This is a genomic window from Frigoribacterium sp. CFBP 13707, from assembly GCF_014842245.1.
Classification (GTDB): Bacteria; Actinomycetota; Actinomycetes; order Actinomycetales; family Microbacteriaceae; genus Frigoribacterium; species Frigoribacterium endophyticum.
This window is the reverse complement of the sequence record NZ_JACYVL010000004.1, coordinates 164,595-181,929: the sequence shown is the minus strand read 5'-3', so window position 1 is coordinate 181,929 and position 17,335 is coordinate 164,595. Positions and strand designations below refer to the sequence as shown.

Genomic DNA, 17,335 nt, shown 5'->3' with positions numbered 1-17,335 from the left:
CGACGCCCGCCGCCAGCGCCCGCGCCGTCCGCCCGTCAGGCTGGGGCGAGCAGCGACCCGAGCCAGAGCCCGAGCCCCGCGGCCGCCACGCCGGCGACCAGGAGGCCGAGGGCGGAGGCGGCACCGGCACCGCGCCTCCCCGCGGCGAGAAGGCGGACGGTGTCGACGCTCGCCGTGCTGAAGGTCGTGTAGCCGCCCAGCAGCCCGGTGCCGAGCACCGCCCGCCAGGTCGGCGAGACGACGGCTCCGAGCGCGAGCGCCGTGAGCAGCCCGAGCAGCAGCGACCCGCTGACGTTGATCACGGCCGTGCCCCACGGGTAGGGCGCGGGGGCGGCGGCGTCCGCACCGCCGACCGCGCGGCGTGAGCGACGAGCCGCGAGCGCGTCGCCCACCGCCCCGTCGACCCAGAAGCGCGCGCCCGCCCCGACCCCGCCGGCGAGGGCCGTCGCGGCGACCAGCAGCGGCGTCACCGGGAGCCCCGGGCCCACCGGGCCCCGACGGCGATCCCCGCGGCCGCCGCGAGCACCCCGAGCAGCACCGACGCCAGCCCGTAGACGGACGCCGTCAGCACGTCGCCCGCGGCGCCGAGGATCGCCGTCTCGGTCGCGAGCGAGCTGTAGGTCGTGAAGCCGCCGAGCACGCCGGTGCCGAGGCCGAGGCGCAGCACGCGACGACGCCCCTCGTCGGGCCCGCCGCGGAGCAGGCGCTCCAGCAGCAGGCCGAGCACGAACGCCCCGACGACGTTGATCGCGAAGATCGCGGTGTCGAACGAGCCCGTGGGAGGCACGGCCAGCGTCACGAGGACCCGCAGCGCCGTGCCCACGGCCCCGCCCGCGACGACGAGCAGCACGAGGGGGAGGCGCCGACGGAGCGGGGTCGACGGGCTGAGCTGCGGGGCCGACGGGTCGCGCGGCGGGGTCGACGGGCTGACGGGCGGGGTCGGCGGCGTCACAGGTCGTCGTCCCACGGCAGCGCCTCGGAGCGCGCGACCGGGGAGAGCGGGACGACCACGACCGGCCGGTGCTGGCGGTGGCTGAGGTGGAGCGCGACCGACCCGGCGAAGAACTCGCGGACGCTGCCGCGGAGCCCCGCCTCGCGGCTGCCGACGACCACGAGCGGGGCGTCGACGCGGTCGGCGAGCGCGCCGAGCACGTGGGCCGGCTCGCCGGTGAGGCAGGTGGCGACCAGGTCGACCCCGCGGGCCTCCGCGATCGGCCGCAGCCGCGCCTCCAGCGCCGGGTCGAACTCGAGCTCGGCGGCCCAGCTCTGGGGGTCGAGCGGGTACGAGAGGACGGTGCCGTCGATGCCCTCGGCGAACGCCATCCGGTCGGGCTCGACGCTGACGCAGGCGAGGCCGGTGCCGAACCGCGCCGCGAGGTCGACGGCGGTCGCGACGACCCGCTCGGCGGTCGACGGCACGACCCCGACGACGACGTAGCCGCGGATGCTGCGCTCGGTGCTCTCCATGCCGCCAGTGTTCCACCGCGGGGGTCCGGGCGCGAGCACCGGGCCCGGGTCGGGCCGACCCCTGGCGCGGTGGGGCACGGAGGCGGAGACTGGGGCGATGTGCGGTCGCTACGTCGTCTCCCGGGCGACCTCCGAGCTGTTGCCCGACCTGCTGGCCGGGCTGCCCGACCTGCCCGACGACTTCAACGTCGCGCCGACGACCGCGGTGCCGGTGGTGCGGCAGCGGCACGGGGAGCGCGAGCTGCCCCGGGCGCGGTGGGGCCTGACGCCGTCGTGGTACCCCGACCTCAAGAAGAGGCCGCAGCCGATCAACGCGCGGATGGAGACGGTCGCGACGAACGGCATGTTCCGGCGGCCGTTCGCGCAGGCGCGCTGCATCGTGCCGGCGCTGGGCTACTACGAGTGGGTCGTGACGGAGACGGGCAAGCAGCCGCACTTCGTCCACCAGCCGGAGGCGGCCCTCGCGATGGCAGGGGTGATGAGCGCGTGGCCCGACCCCTCGAAAGCCGACGACGACCCCGACAAGTGGGTGCTGTCGATGTCGATCATCACGCGCGACGCGCACGTGGCGCCCGGCGAGGTGCACGACCGCATGCCGGCCTGCCTCGCGCCCGACTCGTACGACGACTGGCTCGGCGACCACCTCGGCACGGCCGAGCTGCTCGAGCTGCTCGACCGCGACTCGCACGAGCTCGCCCACGACCTGACCCACCACCCGGTCAGCCGCGACGCCAACTCGGTGCGCAACACCGGCCCGCAGCTGATCGAGCCGGTCACCCTGGGCTGAGGAGCGGAGCGAGGGCCGGACAACGGCAGGCGGGAGGAAGGACCCGCCCGCACCGCTGATCCACTCCGGAGTGGATCAGCGGATCTGGAGCGTGCCTCCGGGAGCGCGCCGCGCCCGGGGCCGGCGGTCCCGGCCGCTCAGCCCGCGCCTCCCCCGTGGCTCGTCAGACGCTCGCGGAGGTACGACGCCAGCGTGTCCTGGGCGTGCCGCGACTCGCCCGTCACGCGGTTCAGCGGTACACGGCCGCCCGCGGCGAGCGCCGGGTCGCGCGGGATGACCACGAGCGACCGACGGCCGAACTCGTTCTGCAGCGACTCCTCGGCGCGGGCCGTGCGGTGCTCGCCGACGTGAAGACCGCCATGGCGGACTACCAGGCCGACGGCTCCAGCGAGGAGTACGCGGGCAAGGAGCAACGCTGGAACCGCGTCGCCACCGAGGTGCGCACCATCATCAACACGCTGCGCACCTCCCTGCAGTCGAACGACGAGTCCGCCCAGACCGCGATGCAGCGCGCCAAGGCCGCGGTCGACGGCATCTAGCCCCACAACGGGCGAGTTCGACGCGTCCGGGCCGTCACGGACGCCCGACCCCGTCGAACCCGCCCGCCCGCGTCACCGCAGAACGGCTCACCCAGAGGGTGAGCCGTTCGCCCCTGCGCCGCAGGGGCGGCGGCGCAGCCAACAAGCACTGAGAACACGAATGGCTCACCCAGAGGGTGAGCCATTCTGTTCGTGCGCGAGGGGGGACTTGAACCCCCACGCCCTTTCGAGCACTGGCACCTGAAGCCAGCGCGTCTGCCAATTCCGCCACTCGCGCGAACTCAGCAACTCTAGCACGGTGGAGGGGCCCGGATGAGCGTCCCCAGGCTGGCCGACACCGACCTCGCACGCGACCCGGCTAAGATCGGGCGACCAGTGACCCCCGACCTGGAGACGCATGGGACTGCTCGACAACTTCGAACGTGGGCTGGAGCGCGCCGTCAACGGTGCCTTCGCCAAGACGTTCCGTTCGGGCGTCCAGCCGCTGGAGATCACGAACGCCCTGCGTCGTGAGCTCGACACGACGGCCGCCGTCGTCTCCCGCGACCGGATCCTGGTGCCCAACGACCTCGTCGTCCGGCTGTCGGCGACCGACCACGCGAAGATGTCGGCCATCGGCCCGACCCTGATCGACGAGCTCACGCAGCTGACCCAGCGCCACGCGACCGCTCAGGGCTACGCCTTCGCCGGCCCGCTCAGCGTGCGGCTGCAGGAGGACGACTCGCTCAGCGTCGGCATCATGTCGATCGAGTCGGGCAACGTCCGCGGCGAGGTCAAGTGGCGTCCGTTCGTCGAGATCGACGGGGTGCGCCACCCGCTGGTCGGCCAGCGCACCGTCATCGGCCGGGGCAGCGACGCCGACATCACGGTGAGCGACACCGGCACGAGCCGTCAGCACGTCGAGGTCCTGTGGGACGGCCAGCACGCGCAGGTCCGCGACCTGGGGTCGACGAACGGCTCGAAGCTCAACGGTGCACCGCTCAAGAAGTCGCCCCTGCTGCCCGACTCCACGATCGAGATCGGTCGTACGCGTATCGTGTTCCGCGTGCTCCCCCTGTCCTCGACGCCCGACCCCTTCGCCGGGCCCGACTCCCGGGAGGCCCGTCGATGACCAGCGAGCTCACCCTCCTCGCCCTCCGGTTCGGCTTCCTGGCCGTGCTGTGGCTCTTCGTCTTCGCCATCGTGTTCGCGCTCCGCTCCGACCTCTTCGGCCAGCGGGCGCGCAAGCTGCCCACCGACGGCGGGTCGGGGCAGGCGCAGTCGACCGCCACCGCGCCTCCGGCACCCGCGGCTCCGCGAGCACCGGTGACGCCGGCCCCTGCAGGAGGCGCGGGTCGGCCCGCCCCCGCCGGTGACGGCCCCGCGTCCCGCCTGGTGATCACGAAGGGCGCCAAGGCCGGCCTCGAGATGCCGCTCGGCGACGGCCCGCTCACGATCGGTCGCTCGCAGGAGAGCAACCTCGTGATCCGCGACGACTACACCTCCACGCACCACGCCCGTCTGATGCTCTGGAACGGCCGCTGGGTCGTGCAGGACCTCGACAGCACGAACGGCACCTTCCTCGCGGGCGAGCGAGTGACCGTTCCCACACCGGTGCCGGTCGGCGCCACCGTGACGATCGGGCAGACGAGCTTCGAGCTGCGACGGTAGCGCCCGTGACGCACCCCAAGAGCGCCGCTCTGTCCCACGTGGGCAAGATCCGGTCCAACAACCAGGACAGCGGCTACGCCGGCACGCAGCTGTTCGTCGTCGCCGACGGCATGGGCGGGCACGCGGGGGGCGACGTCGCCTCGGCGATCGCGATCCGCCGCATCCGCGAGACCGACAAGCAGTACACGTCGCCCGGCGACGCCGAGTTCGCGCTGCAGTCGTCGCTGATCGCCGCGAACCAGCTGCTCGCCGAGACGGTCTTCGAGCACCAGGAGCTCACCGGCATGGGCACGACCGTCAGCGCGCTGCTGCGCGTCGGCGACAGCATGACCGTCGCGCACATCGGCGACTCGCGCATCTACCTGTGGCGCGAGGGCGAGCTCAGCCAGATCACCGCCGACCACACGTTCGTGCAGCGCCTCGTCGACAGCGGCCGGATCACGGCCGAGGAGGCGGCGGTGCACCCCCGCAGGAGCGTGCTGATGCGCGTGCTCGGCGACGTCGACGCGGCGCCCGAGATCGACACCGCGACCCTCGGCACGCTGCCGGGCGACCGCTGGCTGATCTGCTCCGACGGCCTCAGCAGCTACCTGGCGGAGGACCGCATCAAGAAGGCCCTCGCGGCGGGCCTCGACCCCGAGCAGACCTGCCGTCGCCTGGTGAAGGAGACGCTCGACCACGGCGCCCCCGACAACGTCACGGTCGTCGTCGTCGACGTCGACGAGTCGGGCGACTCCTCGGTCGAGCCCGCCGTCACGGTCGGCTCGGCCTCCGAGCCCCTCACCTTCGAGGGCGAGGCCGGGCGCAAGTCGCTGCGCCTGCCCAGCATCCTGCTTCACCCGCTCAAGGTCGCGACCACGCCGGAGGACAGCCACTTCGAGCCCGAGAGCGACGAGTACCTCGCCGAGCTCATCGCCGAGGACCGCCGTCGTCGTCGCCGTCGTCGCGTCACCTGGCTGGTCGCCCTCGTCGTCGCGGTCGGGGCCCTGGCCGCCGGCCTCGTGCTGGCCTACCAGTGGACCCAGGACCACTACTACGTGGGCGAGCGCGGGGGCAGCGTCGTCATCTACAAGGGCGTTCAGCAGACCCTCGGCCCGATCAGCCTCAGCGAGGTCTACGAAGAGACCCCCGTGCAGGTCGACGACCTGCCCAACTACACGCAGCTGACCGTGCGCGACACGATCAACGCCGACTCGCTCAGCGACGCGCGCGCCATCGTCGAGAGGCTGACCGATGCCGCCGAGTGACGACGCGTCGACCGAGCTCATCGGCCAGTCCCGAGGAGGCGCGGGAGGCTCCCGCGGGCCCGTCACCTCGTCCGCCGCCTCCGCTCCTCCGGAGAACTTCACGCAGGCCATCACCATCCGCCTGCGTCAGCCGGCCCGGCTCCGCAACCTCGAGCTGCTGATGCTCGTCGCCGCGGCGGGCATCTGCGCCGGCGCGATCGTGCTGGTCCAGCTGGGGGCCACGGGGGCGATCGACCCGAGCGTCCTCGTGTCGGGCTCGAGCATCCTCGGCCTGGCCCTGGTCTTCCACCTCGTGCTGCGCGTCGTCGCCCGCGAGGCCGACCCGTTCATCATGCCGATCGCGCTCACGCTCAACGGCATCGGCATCGCCGAGATCTACCGCCTCGACCTGGCCCGCGGCGTCGCCGGGTGGGACGCCCTCGGCATCAAGCAGATCGCCTGGACGGCCATGGCGATGGCGATCGCCCTGGTGGCGCTGCTCGTCATCCGCAACTACCGCGTGCTGTCGCGGTACCGCTACATCGCGATGTTCGTCTCGATCGTGCTGCTGCTGCTGCCGCTGGTGCCGGGCATCGGCCGTGAGGGCCTCAACGCCCGCGTCTGGATCGACCTCGGGCCCTTCTCGTTCCAGCCCGGCGAGATCGCGAAGATCACGCTCGCCGTCTTCTTCGCCGGCTACCTCGTGACCGCGCGCGACAACCTCTCGCTGATGGGCCCGAAGATCCTCGGCATGCGGTTCCCCCGTGCCCGCGACCTCGGCCCGATCCTCATCGTCTGGCTCGTGGCGATGGGCGTGCTGATCTTCCAGCGCGACCTCGGCACCTCGCTGCTCTACTTCGGCCTGTTCCTCGTGATGATCTACATCGGCACGGGGCGCGCCAGCTGGATCGTGCTCGGCCTCACGCTCTTCCTCGGCGGGGCCCTCGTCGCCAGCACCTTCCTCGGCTACGTGCAGGGGCGCTTCGCCGCCTGGCTCAACCCGTTCGACCCGGTCGAGTACAACGCCGACGGTGGGTCGTTCCAGCTGGTGACCGGCCTGTTCGGCTTCGCGAACGGCGGCCTGCTCGGCACCGGCCTCGGCCAGGGCCGCCCGCAGACGACCCCGCTGGCCGAGAGCGACTACATCTTCGCGGCCCTCGGCGAGGAGCTCGGGCTCGCCGGCATCTTCGCGATCCTCGCGCTCTACATGCTGCTGGTCTCGCGGGGCTTCCGCATCGGCTTCGTCGGCCAGGACGACTTCGGCCGCATGCTCGGCGTCGGCGTCTCGTTCGTCATCGCCCTGCAGGTCTTCGTCGTCCTCGGCGGCGTCACCCGCGTCATCCCCCTGACCGGCCTCACCGCGCCCTTCCTCGCGGCGGGCGGGTCGTCGCTCGTGGCGAACTGGATCATCGTGGCCCTGCTGCTGCGCCTGTCCGATTCGGTGCGCTCCCAACCGAGGCTGGTGGTCGGCTGATGAACAAGGAACTGAGACGCGTGAGCTTCGTCGTGCTGGCGATGTTCGTCGCACTGCTCGTCTCGAGCACGTACATCACGGCCTTCCAGGCCGACTCGCTGCGGGCGGACAGCCGCAACTACCGCACGCTGCTCGCGAGCTACTCGGCGCAGCGCGGGCCGATCCTCGTGGACGGCCAGCCGGTCGCGCAGTCCGTGCCCGTGGACGACGTGTACGAGTTCCAGCGCACCTACCCGTCGGCCGAGCTCTACGCCCCCGTCACCGGCTACTACACGCTGGGCCAGGGGTCGCGGGGCATCGAGGACTCCATGAACGACTACCTCACCGGCAACGCGAACGCCCAGTTCTTCGACCAGGTCAACTCCGTGCTCACCGGGCAGGACCCTGAGGGCGCCACGGTCAACCTCACGATCGACCCGGCCGTGCAGCAGGCCGCGTACGACGCACTGGGCGACAACTCGGGCGCGGTCGTCGCCGTCGACCCCTCGACCGGCGCGATCCTCGCGATGGTGTCGAAGGAGAGCTACGACCCGAACCTCCTCGCGAGCCACGACCGCGACGCCGTCAAGGCCTCCTACGACCAGCTCGTGGCGGACCCGGGCGACCCGCTGCAGAACCGGGCCATCCAGGGCGACCTCTACGCCCCCGGGTCGACCTTCAAGCTGGTCACGACCGCGGCGGCGCTGGAGAGCGGCGACTACACGCCCGACAGCGAGTTCCCCAACCCGGCCACGCTGACCCTGCCCGGCACCTCGACGAACATCAACAACGCCGAGGGCGGCAGCTGCGGCGGCGGCGAGACCGCGACGCTGGCGACGGCCCTGCGCCTCTCGTGCAACATCCCGATGGCGCAGCTCGGCCAGCAGCTCGGCGCCGACGCCCTGCAGGAGCAGGCGGAGGCGTTCGGCTTCGGCGACGACTCGATCGCGATCCCGCAGGCCGTGACCCCGAGCCAGTTCCCGATCACCGACGAGGACGGCGACCCCATCAGCGACGCCTCGCTCATGCTCCAGTCGTTCGGTCAGGGCTCGGACCGCGTCACGCCGCTCCAGATGGCCATGGTCTCGGCGGCGATCGCCAATGGCGGCACGCAGATGGACCCCACCCTCGTCGAGAGCGTCCTGAACCCCGACCTGAGCCCGGTGCGCGACTTCTCGCCGACCGAGTACGGCAAGCCGATCAGCGCCGACACCGCGTCCACGATGACCGACATGATGGTGCAGGACGTCGCCGACGGCGCCGCCAGCAATGCGAGAATCAGTGGCGTCGACGTGGCCGGCAAGACCGGCACGGCGGAGAACGGCCCGGGCGACCCCTACACGCTCTGGTTCACCGGCTTCGCCCCCGCGGTCGACCCCCAGGTCGCGGTGGCTGTCGTCGTCGAGAACGGCGGAGGACAGGGCCAGTCGGCCTTCGGCAACAGTGTCGCGTCACCAATCGCGAAGAAAGTACTAGAGGCGGTGCTGAACAGATGAGACCTTCCGGCGGAATCACCTTCGGTGGGCGATACCAGTTGTCGACCCGCGTCGCCATCGGCGGCATGGGCGAGGTCTGGGAAGCCACCGACCTCGTCATCGGCCGCACGGTCGCGATCAAGATCCTGAAGGACGAGTACCTGGGCGACCCCGGGTTCCTCGAGCGCTTCCGGGCCGAGGCGCGGCACGCGGCCCTCGTCAACCACGAGGGCATCGCGAACGTCTTCGACTACGGCGAGGAGGAGGGCAGCGCCTACCTCGTGATGGAGCTCGTGCCCGGCGAGGCCATGTCGACGGTGCTCGAGCGCGACCGCGTGCTCCCCACCGACAAGGTGCTCGACATCGTCGCGCAGACCGCCTCGGCCCTCCAGGCCGCCCACGCGGCCGGCCTCGTGCACCGCGACATCAAGCCGGGCAACCTGCTCGTCACGCCCGACGGGCGCGTCAAGATCACCGACTTCGGCATCGCCCGCATCGCCGACCAGGTGCCGTTGACGGCCACCGGCCAGGTGATGGGCACCGTCCAGTACCTGTCGCCCGAGCAGGCCAGCGGCCACCCCGCGTCGCCGAGCACCGACATCTACTCGCTCGGCATCGTCGCCTACGAGGCCCTCGCCGGCCGTCGCCCCTTCACGGGCGAGTCGCAGGTCGCCATCGCCATGGCGCAGATCAACGAGCAGCCGCCGGACCTCCCGGCCTCCGTCCCGGAGCCCGTCCGTCGCCTGGTGCTCTCCTGCATCGCCAAGAAGCCGGCCGACCGCCCCGCGTCCGCGTCGGCCCTCGCGCAGGCCGCTCGCGCGCTCCGCCGCGGCGACGTCGCGGCCGCCACGGTCGCCGTCCCGGCCATCGGCGTCGCCGCCGGCGCCGAGGCCGCCACCCAGCTCTTCTCCGCGCAGGACGACAGCACGCGCGCCTTCGCGCCCGCCGGCGCCGCCGCGACCGGGGCGTACGTGCCCGGCTCGGCCGACCCCGACGCGCTCCGCGGCGACGAGCTCGACGACGACGAGAAGAAGAAGCGCAGCCCCTGGTTCTGGCCGCTCATCGTCCTCGGCGTCCTGGTGCTCGCGGGCGTGATCGCCCTCGCGGCCTTCGCCCTCAACGGCGACGATCCGGAGCCCGCGCCGACGCCGAGCGTCACCTCGTCGACGCCGACCCCCGAGCCGACGACCCCGACCCCCACGCCGAGCGCGACGCCGACCACCGTCCAGGTCGACTCGAGCGACTTCGTCGGCCTGGCCGAGGACGACGCCCGGGCCCAGCTCGAGGACCTGGACCTCGTCGTGCTCTCGCAGGACAGCTCGACGCCGGCCCCTGACGCCGCAGCGGTCGGGACGGTCGCGAGCCTGAACCCGACGGGCAACGTCACCATCGGCTCGACCATCACGCTGTCGATCTACCGCGCCGCGCCGACCCCGACGCAGCCGACGGCACCGACGGCGACGCCCACCACGATCACGGCGGACGGGCAGACGACGTCGACCGTCTCGTGGCAGGCCTACCAGAACTGCCCGTCGGGGTACTCGCTGACCGGGTACTCGTACAACATCACGGGAGGCGGCACGGACTCCGCGGGCGCGACCAGCGGCGCTCTCGGCACCAACGTGACACAGGTGCAGGTGAAGTCGACCACCGCCGGCAACATGACCGTCTCGTACGTCGCGAACTGCGGCGAGCTGCAGAGCCCGCCCTCGGCCGGCGTCACCGTCCAGGTGGCCGCGGCTCCGGTCCAGACGCCCAGCCCGAGCACGCCCCCGGGCACGGAGGGCTGAGCTCGACCACCCGCTCCGCCACGACGGCCGCGACCCCCACGGGGCCGCGGCCGTCGTCACGTCACGGGAGCATCACGAAGCCCTGACAATCATCCTCCCGGCGTACCGCGCGACCCGGATGGGGGGCGGGGCGGCAAGTACACTTGCGAGGACCGCTGATCCGACCTGCGGTCGCGACGGGAGTGCAGGGCGTGGTTGAAGGCGTGAGAGAGGGAATCCACCTCCTCGCCAACCGGTATCAGATCGGCGATCTCATCGGTCGGGGCGGGATGGCCGACGTCCACGTCGGCACCGACGCCCGGCTGGGGCGCAAGGTCGCGATCAAGCTGATGAAGCCGTCGCTGGCGCTCGACCCGGCCTTCCGCACCCGCTTCCGCCAGGAGGCCCAGGCGGCCGCCCGCATGGCCCACCCCACCATCGTCCGCGTCTTCGACGCCGGCGAGGAGTCCGCCCGCGACGCGCGCGGCCAGGAGGTGCAGGTGCCCTTCATCATCATGGAGTACGTCGAGGGCCGCCTGCTCAAGGACATCGTCGCCGAGGGCCCGCTCGAGCCCGCCGAGGCGGCCCGCCTCACGGAGGGCGTGCTCACCGCCCTCGAGTACTCGCACCGCGCCGGCATCGTGCACCGCGACATCAAGCCCGGCAACGTCATGGTCACCCACGCGGGCCAGGTGAAGGTGATGGACTTCGGCATCGCCCGGGCCATCTCCGACTCCGCCGCGACCGTCGCACAGACGACGGCGATCCTCGGCACCGCCCAGTACTTCAGCCCCGAGCAGGCGCGCGGCGAGACCGTCGACGCCCGCTCCGACCTCTACTCGACCGGGGTCATGCTCTTCGAGCTGCTCACCGGCCGGCCGCCGTTCCGGGGCTCGTCACCGGTCGCCGTCGCCTACCAGCACGTCAGCGAGGCTCCCGTCCCGCCGAGCACGATCGCCCCGGCGGTCTCGCCGGGCCTCGACGCCGTCGTGCTCCGCGCCCTGGCGAAGGACCGCTTCGAGCGGTTCCAGACCGCGGCCGAGTTCCGTGACGACGTCGCCGCGGCCGCCGCGGGGCGCGCCCCGGCGCGGCGGCAGCCCGTGCACGACGCGAACGCGACCATGTTCGGCGTCGACGCGCTGTCCGCGGTCGGCAGCGACGCGGCCCTGAAGGAGCTCTCCTCCGACGACAACGACCGGCCGCAGCGCACGCAGACGCGACCGCCGGTCGCGTGGATCTGGGCCGGCATCGTGCTCGTCGCCATCGTCGTGCTCGCCGTCGTCTTCTGGGTCGCCAACATCAAGCCCCCCGAGATCGCGACGGCCACGGGCTCGACCGTGCCCGCCGTCGTGGGCATGAGCTACGACGACGCCGCGGCGGCCCTGGAGGACGTCGGGCTGGTGGCCGTCCGCGCCGACGTGCCCAGCGACTCCGTCCCGGTCGACGAGGTGATCGGCGCCTCCCCGGCCGAGGGCACCACGGAGGTGCCGGAGGAGACCGAGGTGACCCTGCAGGTCTCCTCGGGGCCGACCATGGTCGCCGTCCCGGCCCTGAAGGGGCTCGACGTCGCGGCCGCCTGGGCGGCCGTCACCGGCGCCGGGCTCACCCAGGGCACGCAGACGACCGACTACTCGACCGACGTCCCCGCGGGGGGCGTGCTCGAGGCCGACCCCGCCGAGGCCGAGCAGGTGGCCGAGGGCACGACGGTCGACCTCGTCGTCTCGAACGGCCTGGTGCAGGTGCCCGACGTCACGCGTCAGTCGGTGACGGCGGCGATGAGCGTCCTGGGCGACGAGCTGGGCCTCGTGGTCGGCACCTACCCCGACGCCGGCTGCTCCGGCCAGAGCGTGTCGACGCAGTCCCTGCCGCCGGGCGACCAGCCGCAGGGCTCGACGATCCAGCTGGGCATCTGCAGCGCCGAGTAGCCCCGGCGGCCCGGGACGCGTTCGTGCGCCCGGTGCGCCGTCCGGTCAGCGGCGACCCGTCAACGGGTCGAGCCCTCGGGCGGTGACCGCCGCCTCCGGCAGGCCCGCGACTCCGAGCCAGTTGCCGATCATCCGGTAACCGCCCTGGGTGAGTACCGACTCCGGGTGGAACTGCACGCCGTAGACGGGCGCCGACCGGTGCTGCAGGCCCATGATCACCCCGCCGTCCGTCCGCGAGGTCACCTCGAGGTCGGTCGGCACGGTCTCGTCGACGACCGCCAGCGAGTGGTACCGGGTGGCCGTGAAGGGCTGCGGCACGCCGTCGTAGATCACGCTCGCGTCGTGGCTGACCTGCGACGTCTTGCCGTGCATGAGCTCCTCGGCGTGGGTGACGGTCGCGCCCATCGCCTCGGCGATCGCCTGGTGGCCGAGGCACACGCCGAGCAGGGGCAGGTCGGCCTCGAGCGCCGCGTGCACGACGTCGATCGAGACGCCGGCCGCCGCCGGCGTGCCCGGGCCCGGCGACAGCAGGACGGCGTCGTAGTCGGCGATGCGCGCCGCGACGTCGGCGGCGGCGAAGGCGTCGTTGCGCACGACGTCGGTCTCGGCGCCGAGCTGCTGCAGGTAGCCGTTCAGCGTGTAGACGAAGCTGTCGTAGTTGTCGACGACGAGTACTCGGGTCACGGGGTCTCCACGGTGACGTCGGGGGCGGGGATGATCTCGTTGACGAACGGGAAGACCCACTCGACGAGGGCGTACAGGGCGGCTGCGAGCAGCACGAGGACGAGGAACAGCCGCACCCACCAGGGGCCGGGCAGGACGCGCCAGAGGCTCGAGTACATCGTCAGGCTCCCACTCCGGCCGCGGCCAGCTCGGCCGGCACCTCGGTGAGGGGCGACCACGAATCGTAGACCCCGTACGCCACGATGCGCTCCTGCGCCGTGAACATCGGGTTGCAGCTGGTCAGCGTGATGAGACGCTCGCCGGAGGCGGCGCTCACGTCGGGTGCGTCGGGCACCGGCTGCAGCACGGAGACCTGGGTCGCCGGCACGTACTGCAGGTTGCGGAAGGTGTACGTGTACCAGCCGTCCTGCGTCTGCACGTAGATCTTGTCGCCGGGCTGCAGGTCGGCGATCTTGTTGAACGGCGCCCCGTACGTCGTGCGGTGCGCCGCGATGCCGAAGTTGCCGACCTGACCCGGCATCTGCGTCTCGTCGTAGTGGCCGATGCCGATCTTGTTGAGCGTGCGCACCGTGCTCGTGCCGCCGGCGATGGGCACGGCGTAGTCGGCGCCGAAGCGGGGCACGTAGAAGTTCGCGAAGGTCTGCGCCTCGGCCGGCGCGGCCGTCACCGGTGGGTCGGCGCCCTCGGGCACCTCCGTGGGCGCCGCGCTGGCCTGCTGCTCGAACTGCTCGCTGAGCTGCGACGCCTGGTCACGGTGCTCGTCGGCGACGACGAGGTCGTTGAACCACTGCTGCCACGCGATGAACAGCAGCACGAGGACGCCCGCCGTGATCAGCAGCTCGCCGAAGACCCCCACGACCGAGACGCGCCGTCGGGGCCGGCGAGGCCGTGGCGGCTTCGCCGCGGCGGCACGGCGTCGGCCACGGGACCGGCGGGAGTCGTCATCCATGGCTCGATCCTACGTGCTGCACCCGTGCGGGAAAGCGGCCGTCACACGGCGTTCACCTGGGGAGGGACCAGGGCTCCCCCAGCACCCGGGACGCTAGTATGTGCGCCATGGCCACTGACAAGAACCGCACGACGAAGCCCGCCCGCGCCCGCGAGGCCCGCTCCGGCGAGGCTCACACCTCCGCCGAGGCGCCGAACCCGGTCTGGTTCAAGCCGGTCATGTTCGGCTTCATGCTCGTCGGCCTGGCCTGGATCGTGGTGTTCTACGTCAGCCAGAGCACGCTGCCCGTGCAGTCGCTCGGCTCGTGGAACATCCTGATCGGCTTCGGCATCATGTTCGTCGGCTTCCTCATGACCACCCGCTGGCGCTGACGCGGGCTCTCCGCGTCACGGCCTGCTCGAACGGGTCTTCGGAACTACCCCCGCGTAGTTCTCCCCAGTGTTAATAAGCCTGTGGATAACTCCCTGTGGAGAACACTGAGGAGAAAGTCCCGGTCACACTGCCCGGCCAGAACCGAGAAGGGGCGGCTCCCCACAGGGGAGCCGCCTCTTCTGTCGTTCAGGTGTTCGAGCCCGGACGGCGCTCGATGCTCAGAGCAGACCGATCAGCTGCGCCGACCTGAGCAGCGTGATCGCGACCACCGCGACGCCGAGGGCGACGAGCACGCCGGTCTGCAGGGCGCGCTTCGACCGGTGACGTGTCTTGGAGTACAGGAACGCCACCGCGCCTCCGGCGATCAGGCCACCGACGTGGGCCTGCCAGGCGACGCTCGGCAGGATGAAGCCGAGGGCGAGGTTGATCGCCACGAGCACCAGCAGCTGGATGCTGCGGCTGCCGAGGCTGCGGGCGATCACGAAGAACGCGGCCATGAGGCCGAAGACCGCACCGGAGGCGCCCAGCACCACCGAGGACGGCGCCAGGACCGCGACCGCCGCCGACCCGCCGATGCCGGCGATGAAGTACAGCGCCGCGTACCGGGCCCGACCGAGCTGGCGTTCGAGCTCCGCTCCGAAGATGTACAGGGAGTACATGTTGAAGAGGATGTGCCAGAAGCTGCCGTGGACGAACATCGTCGTGACCATGCGCCAGGGCTGCTGGATCTCGACCGGCGCGTAGAAGACGAGCGCCTGCGTCACGACGCCGTTGCCGACCCCCGTGAGCAGCTGCAGCAGGAAGACGACCGCGGTGACGGCCATGATGCTGTACGTCACGACGGGCTTCCCCGCCGCGGCGGCTCCGCGGAAGCGGGTCACGACGGCCGGCTTCACGCGCGGCGCGGAGCCGCGCGCCTCACGCACGCACTCGGGGCAGTGCACGCCGACCGCGGCCGGGGTCTGGCACTCGCCGCAGATCGTGCGCCCGCACCGCTGGCAGAGCACGAAGCTCTGCCGGTCGGGGTGGCGGTAGCAGTAGTTCGCGGCGTTCCGGGGAGCGTCGGTCACCTAGACCTCGTCGATGGTGACGCTCTCGAGCACGACGTCGTCGATCGGCTTGTCGCGGGCGTCGGTCTTGACGGCCTCGATCGCGTCGACGACCTTCTTCGACTCGTCGTCGGAGACGACGCCGAAGATGGTGTGCTTGCCCTGCAGCCAGGGGGTGGGCACCGTGGTGATGAAGAACTGCGAGCCGTTGGTGCCCTTGCCGCCGCGGGTGCCGGCGTTGGCCATGGCGAGGACGTAGGGGGCGTTGAAGTTCAGCTCGGGGTGGATCTCGTCGTCGAACTGGTAGCCGGGGCCGCCGACGCCCTGGCCGAGCGGGTCTCCGCCCTGGAGCATGAAGTCCTTGATGATGCGGTGGAAGACGACGCCGTCGTAGAGCTTGTCGGTGCTGACCTTGCCCGTGGCGGGGTGGGTCCACTCGATCGTTCCGGTGGCGAGGCCGACGAAGTTGGCGACGGTCTTGGGGGCGTGGTCGCCGAAGAGGTCGACCTTGATCGTGCCGAGGTTGGTCGTGAGGGTGGCGACAGCAGTGTGCGTGGACATGAGCGCCATTCTCCCACAGGGCCCGGACCCCCCAGCAGGTGCCCAGCGATCGCGGTGTTACCTGCCAGGATGCCTCGTGCCAGGATGGGAGGCCAGCATCGTACTCACCCGTTGCCTACTAGTCGTTGGAGGAACACTGTGGCCCTGTCACGCAAGCAGAAGAAAGAACTGAAGAAGTTCAAGAAGCACGCGGTCGACGTGTGGTCGGAGCAGCGTGAGGTCCTCGGCCACGCCGGCAAGGTCATCGGCGACGCCCGTGACCACGGCGTGAAGTACGCGAACAAGACCGTCGTGCCGCGCGTCAAGGGCGCCGTCGACGCGAACGTCCGCCCGGCCGTCTCCTCCGGCCTCGCCGCGAGCTCGCACGCCGCGGCTGTCGCGCAGGACCGCTGGAAGCACGACGTGTACCCGGCCGTCGCCTCCTACCTCTCGGGCCTCGACCTGGTCAACGACCCCAAGGTGAAGAAGGCCGTCAAGAACGCCAAGAAGCAGGGTTCGAAGGTCGCGGCCAAGTACGTGCCCTCGAAGAAGAAGTCGGGCCCCGGCGTCGGCGGCGTGCTGTTGATCGGTCTCGGCGTGGTCGCCCTCGGTGGGATCGTCTTCGCCGCCGTGCAGACCCTCCGTGCCGACGACGAGCTCTGGGTCGCCGACGACGACGCCGACACCAAGGCCTGATCGCCCCAGCACCCCGCACCACCCCCGAGAGGGCCCGCATCCCCCGATGCGGGCCCTCTCGCACGTCCACCCCCGACGAGCGAAGCCACGTCGCCCGCCCTGGCCCGCACCTCCGAGCCCGGCCCCCGAGTCCCCGTCGCCGCCTCCAACCTCCTAATTTGAGAGAGATCGCCACGCGGATGCGGCTGAACCCGCACTACCGGGGCCTCATCCCCCGGATCTCTCGCTTTCCCGCCACCGCGAGCCGAGCCGCGTCGCCTCCCGCCCCCCCGACGAGCGAACCGACGTCCCCCGGCAGGTGACGAGCGAAGCGTCGTCACCCGCGGCGACGAGCGAAGCGACGTCCCCCCGCAACGAGCGAAGCGACGTTGCGCCTCCCCCTTCGGGAGCTGGGCCCGCACGGTGCTGCGCCGCAGGGGCGGCGGCGCAGCCAACGAGCACGAACGAAAAATCCCCGCGAGTTCCCCGAAGGGGAACGAGCAGGGAAAGACCCATTTTTCGTGGAGCCTAGGAGAATCGAACTCCTGACATCCTGCTTGCAAAGCAGGCGCTCTACCAACTGAGCTAAGGCCCCGTTCGGCGGAGTGAACCGCGCCGGGAAACCCGTCGGTGGTTCTCACGGGAGTGGGGCTAACAGGACTTGAACCTGTGACCTCTTCGTTATCAGCGAAGCGCTCTAACCGCCTGAGCTATAGCCCCCGGACCGTCGTAAAGCCTACAGCACGACGACGGAGTTCACGAATCGAGCGTCTGC

General features: G+C 71.6%; 20 protein-coding genes and 3 tRNA genes. 11 read left to right on the top strand and 12 right to left on the bottom strand.

The genetic code is table 11. From position 1 onward, the window contains the following. Nucleotides 1–35 precede the first annotated feature (35 nt). From IFT45_RS10305 to IFT45_RS10295, 3 genes are read right to left on the bottom strand one after another with little or no spacing between them, the layout of a single operon-like run. Complete coding sequence (locus IFT45_RS10305; protein ID WP_192128020.1) at nt 36–470, bottom strand: CrcB family protein; 435 nt, start codon at nt 468–470, stop codon at nt 36–38. Next, the gene (locus IFT45_RS10300) at nt 467–967 is read right to left on the bottom strand and encodes a CrcB family protein (RefSeq protein WP_371810958.1); all 501 of its coding nucleotides are present in this window, start codon (nt 965–967) and stop codon (nt 467–469) included. Before IFT45_RS10300 ends, IFT45_RS10305 begins: the two co-directional genes overlap by 4 nt. Then, nucleotides 949–1,467 (bottom strand): universal stress protein, encoded by a 519-nt coding sequence (locus IFT45_RS10295; protein WP_192128019.1) that lies wholly within the window; start codon nt 1,465–1,467, stop codon nt 949–951. The genes IFT45_RS10300 and IFT45_RS10295 overlap by 19 nt, the downstream gene beginning before the upstream one ends. Nucleotides 1,468–1,564: 97 nt before the next feature. Between IFT45_RS10295 and IFT45_RS10290 the strand changes: the two genes are divergently transcribed. After that, on the top strand, nt 1,565–2,254 hold the full coding sequence (locus tag IFT45_RS10290; protein WP_185230679.1) for an SOS response-associated peptidase: 690 nt from the start codon (nt 1,565–1,567) through the stop codon (nt 2,252–2,254). A 137-nt stretch (nt 2,255–2,391) separates the two neighbouring features. Here IFT45_RS10290 and IFT45_RS16755 read toward each other — a convergent pair whose 3' ends face one another. Beyond that, nucleotides 2,392–2,535 carry a hypothetical protein gene (locus tag IFT45_RS16755; protein WP_197981445.1) on the bottom strand — a complete coding sequence of 48 codons (144 nt, stop codon included), beginning with the start codon at nt 2,533–2,535 and terminating at the stop codon, nt 2,392–2,394. A 54-nt stretch (nt 2,536–2,589) separates the two neighbouring features. Between IFT45_RS16755 and IFT45_RS16750 the strand changes: the two genes are divergently transcribed. Beyond that, on the top strand, nt 2,590–2,793 hold the full coding sequence (locus tag IFT45_RS16750) for a hypothetical protein (RefSeq protein ID WP_197981446.1): 204 nt from the start codon (nt 2,590–2,592) through the stop codon (nt 2,791–2,793). Between the two features lie 193 nt (nt 2,794–2,986). Here IFT45_RS16750 and IFT45_RS10280 read toward each other — a convergent pair. Then, a tRNA-Leu gene (locus IFT45_RS10280) sits at nt 2,987–3,070 on the bottom strand. 120 nt (nt 3,071–3,190) lie between these two features. Here IFT45_RS10280 and IFT45_RS10275 point away from each other — a divergent pair. The 7 genes from IFT45_RS10275 to pknB all read left to right on the top strand — a co-directional run bounded on the left by IFT45_RS10275 (nt 3,191) and on the right by pknB (nt 12,291). Then, complete coding sequence (locus IFT45_RS10275) at nt 3,191–3,904, top strand: DUF3662 and FHA domain-containing protein (RefSeq protein ID WP_192128018.1); 714 nt, start codon at nt 3,191–3,193, stop codon at nt 3,902–3,904. Next, nucleotides 3,901–4,443 carry an FHA domain-containing protein gene (locus tag IFT45_RS10270; RefSeq protein ID WP_056058086.1) on the top strand — a complete coding sequence of 181 codons (543 nt, stop codon included), beginning with the start codon at nt 3,901–3,903 and terminating at the stop codon, nt 4,441–4,443. The genes IFT45_RS10275 and IFT45_RS10270 overlap by 4 nt, the downstream gene beginning before the upstream one ends. 5 nt (nt 4,444–4,448) lie before the next feature. After that, complete coding sequence (locus IFT45_RS10265; protein ID WP_185230681.1) at nt 4,449–5,690, top strand: PP2C family serine/threonine-protein phosphatase; 1,242 nt, start codon at nt 4,449–4,451, stop codon at nt 5,688–5,690. Then, nucleotides 5,677–7,143, top strand: coding sequence for an FtsW/RodA/SpoVE family cell cycle protein (locus IFT45_RS10260; RefSeq protein ID WP_192046446.1), 1,467 nt, complete (start codon nt 5,677–5,679; stop codon nt 7,141–7,143). Before IFT45_RS10265 ends, IFT45_RS10260 begins: the two co-directional genes overlap by 14 nt. Then, nucleotides 7,143–8,618: a penicillin-binding protein 2 gene (locus IFT45_RS10255; protein ID WP_056058092.1), complete on the top strand. Its 1,476-nt coding sequence runs from the start codon at nt 7,143–7,145 to the stop codon at nt 8,616–8,618. Before IFT45_RS10260 ends, IFT45_RS10255 begins: the two co-directional genes overlap by 1 nt. Then, nucleotides 8,615–10,387 (top strand): protein kinase, encoded by a 1,773-nt coding sequence (locus IFT45_RS10250; RefSeq protein ID WP_192046447.1) that lies wholly within the window; start codon nt 8,615–8,617, stop codon nt 10,385–10,387. Before IFT45_RS10255 ends, IFT45_RS10250 begins: the two co-directional genes overlap by 4 nt. A gap of 203 nt (nt 10,388–10,590) precedes the next feature. Then, nucleotides 10,591–12,291 (top strand): Stk1 family PASTA domain-containing Ser/Thr kinase, encoded by a 1,701-nt coding sequence (gene pknB, locus IFT45_RS10245; RefSeq protein WP_219731535.1) that lies wholly within the window; start codon nt 10,591–10,593, stop codon nt 12,289–12,291. A gap of 45 nt (nt 12,292–12,336) precedes the next feature. On the opposite strand, the gene IFT45_RS10240 is transcribed toward pknB, so the two are convergent. From IFT45_RS10240 to IFT45_RS10230, 3 genes are read right to left on the bottom strand one after another with little or no spacing between them, the layout of a single operon-like run. Next, nucleotides 12,337–12,975 (bottom strand): aminodeoxychorismate/anthranilate synthase component II, encoded by a 639-nt coding sequence (locus IFT45_RS10240; RefSeq protein ID WP_056058098.1) that lies wholly within the window; start codon nt 12,973–12,975, stop codon nt 12,337–12,339. Next, the gene (locus IFT45_RS10235) at nt 12,972–13,133 is read right to left on the bottom strand and encodes a hypothetical protein (protein WP_185230687.1); all 162 of its coding nucleotides are present in this window, start codon (nt 13,131–13,133) and stop codon (nt 12,972–12,974) included. Before IFT45_RS10235 ends, IFT45_RS10240 begins: the two co-directional genes overlap by 4 nt. A gap of 2 nt (nt 13,134–13,135) precedes the next feature. Then, nucleotides 13,136–13,924: a class E sortase gene (locus IFT45_RS10230; protein ID WP_082514651.1), complete on the bottom strand. Its 789-nt coding sequence runs from the start codon at nt 13,922–13,924 to the stop codon at nt 13,136–13,138. A gap of 107 nt (nt 13,925–14,031) precedes the next feature. On the opposite strand from IFT45_RS10230, the gene IFT45_RS10225 reads away from it, so the two are divergent. After that, complete coding sequence (locus tag IFT45_RS10225; RefSeq protein ID WP_192046448.1) at nt 14,032–14,295, top strand: cell division protein CrgA; 264 nt, start codon at nt 14,032–14,034, stop codon at nt 14,293–14,295. A 219-nt stretch (nt 14,296–14,514) separates the two neighbouring features. Here the strand turns inward: IFT45_RS10225 and IFT45_RS10220 are convergent, their stop codons facing one another. Continuing rightward, nucleotides 14,515–15,366, bottom strand: a complete 852-nt coding sequence (locus tag IFT45_RS10220) for a rhomboid family intramembrane serine protease (RefSeq protein WP_056058106.1) — start codon at nt 15,364–15,366, stop codon at nt 14,515–14,517. Continuing rightward, on the bottom strand, nt 15,367–15,906 hold the full coding sequence (locus IFT45_RS10215; RefSeq protein ID WP_056059244.1) for a peptidylprolyl isomerase: 540 nt from the start codon (nt 15,904–15,906) through the stop codon (nt 15,367–15,369). A gap of 138 nt (nt 15,907–16,044) precedes the next feature. Between IFT45_RS10215 and IFT45_RS10210 the strand changes: the two genes are divergently transcribed. After that, on the top strand, nt 16,045–16,581 hold the full coding sequence (locus IFT45_RS10210; RefSeq protein ID WP_056058109.1) for a hypothetical protein: 537 nt from the start codon (nt 16,045–16,047) through the stop codon (nt 16,579–16,581). Nucleotides 16,582–17,082: 501 nt separating this feature from the next. On the opposite strand, the gene IFT45_RS10205 is transcribed toward IFT45_RS10210, so the two are convergent. Both IFT45_RS10205 and IFT45_RS10200 read right to left on the bottom strand, forming a co-directional pair. Continuing rightward, nucleotides 17,083–17,155 (bottom strand) — tRNA-Ala (locus tag IFT45_RS10205). Nucleotides 17,156–17,206: 51 nt separating this feature from the next. Then, nucleotides 17,207–17,280, bottom strand: a tRNA-Ile gene (locus IFT45_RS10200). Between the last annotated feature and the right edge of the window lie 55 nt (nt 17,281–17,335).

Bases quoted from the DNA above. Each gene is read 5' to 3' on its own strand.
- IFT45_RS10295 (WP_192128019.1), bottom strand. From the start codon at position 1,467: ATGGAGAGCACCGAGCGCAGCATCCGCGGCTACGTCGTCGTCGGGGTC.
- IFT45_RS10290 (WP_185230679.1), top strand. From the start codon at position 1,565: ATGTGCGGTCGCTACGTCGTCTCCCGGGCGACCTCCGAGCTGTTGCCC.
- IFT45_RS10275 (WP_192128018.1), top strand. From the start codon at position 3,191: ATGGGACTGCTCGACAACTTCGAACGTGGGCTGGAGCGCGCCGTCAAC.
- IFT45_RS10270 (WP_056058086.1), top strand. From the start codon at position 3,901: ATGACCAGCGAGCTCACCCTCCTCGCCCTCCGGTTCGGCTTCCTGGCC.
- IFT45_RS10260 (WP_192046446.1), top strand. From the start codon at position 5,677: ATGCCGCCGAGTGACGACGCGTCGACCGAGCTCATCGGCCAGTCCCGA.
- IFT45_RS10255 (WP_056058092.1), top strand. From the start codon at position 7,143: ATGAACAAGGAACTGAGACGCGTGAGCTTCGTCGTGCTGGCGATGTTC.
- IFT45_RS10250 (WP_192046447.1), top strand. From the start codon at position 8,615: ATGAGACCTTCCGGCGGAATCACCTTCGGTGGGCGATACCAGTTGTCG.
- IFT45_RS10235 (WP_185230687.1), bottom strand. From the start codon at position 13,133: ATGTACTCGAGCCTCTGGCGCGTCCTGCCCGGCCCCTGGTGGGTGCGG.
- IFT45_RS10230 (WP_082514651.1), bottom strand. From the start codon at position 13,924: ATGGATGACGACTCCCGCCGGTCCCGTGGCCGACGCCGTGCCGCCGCG.
- IFT45_RS10225 (WP_192046448.1), top strand. From the start codon at position 14,032: ATGGCCACTGACAAGAACCGCACGACGAAGCCCGCCCGCGCCCGCGAG.
- IFT45_RS10215 (WP_056059244.1), bottom strand. From the start codon at position 15,906: ATGTCCACGCACACTGCTGTCGCCACCCTCACGACCAACCTCGGCACG.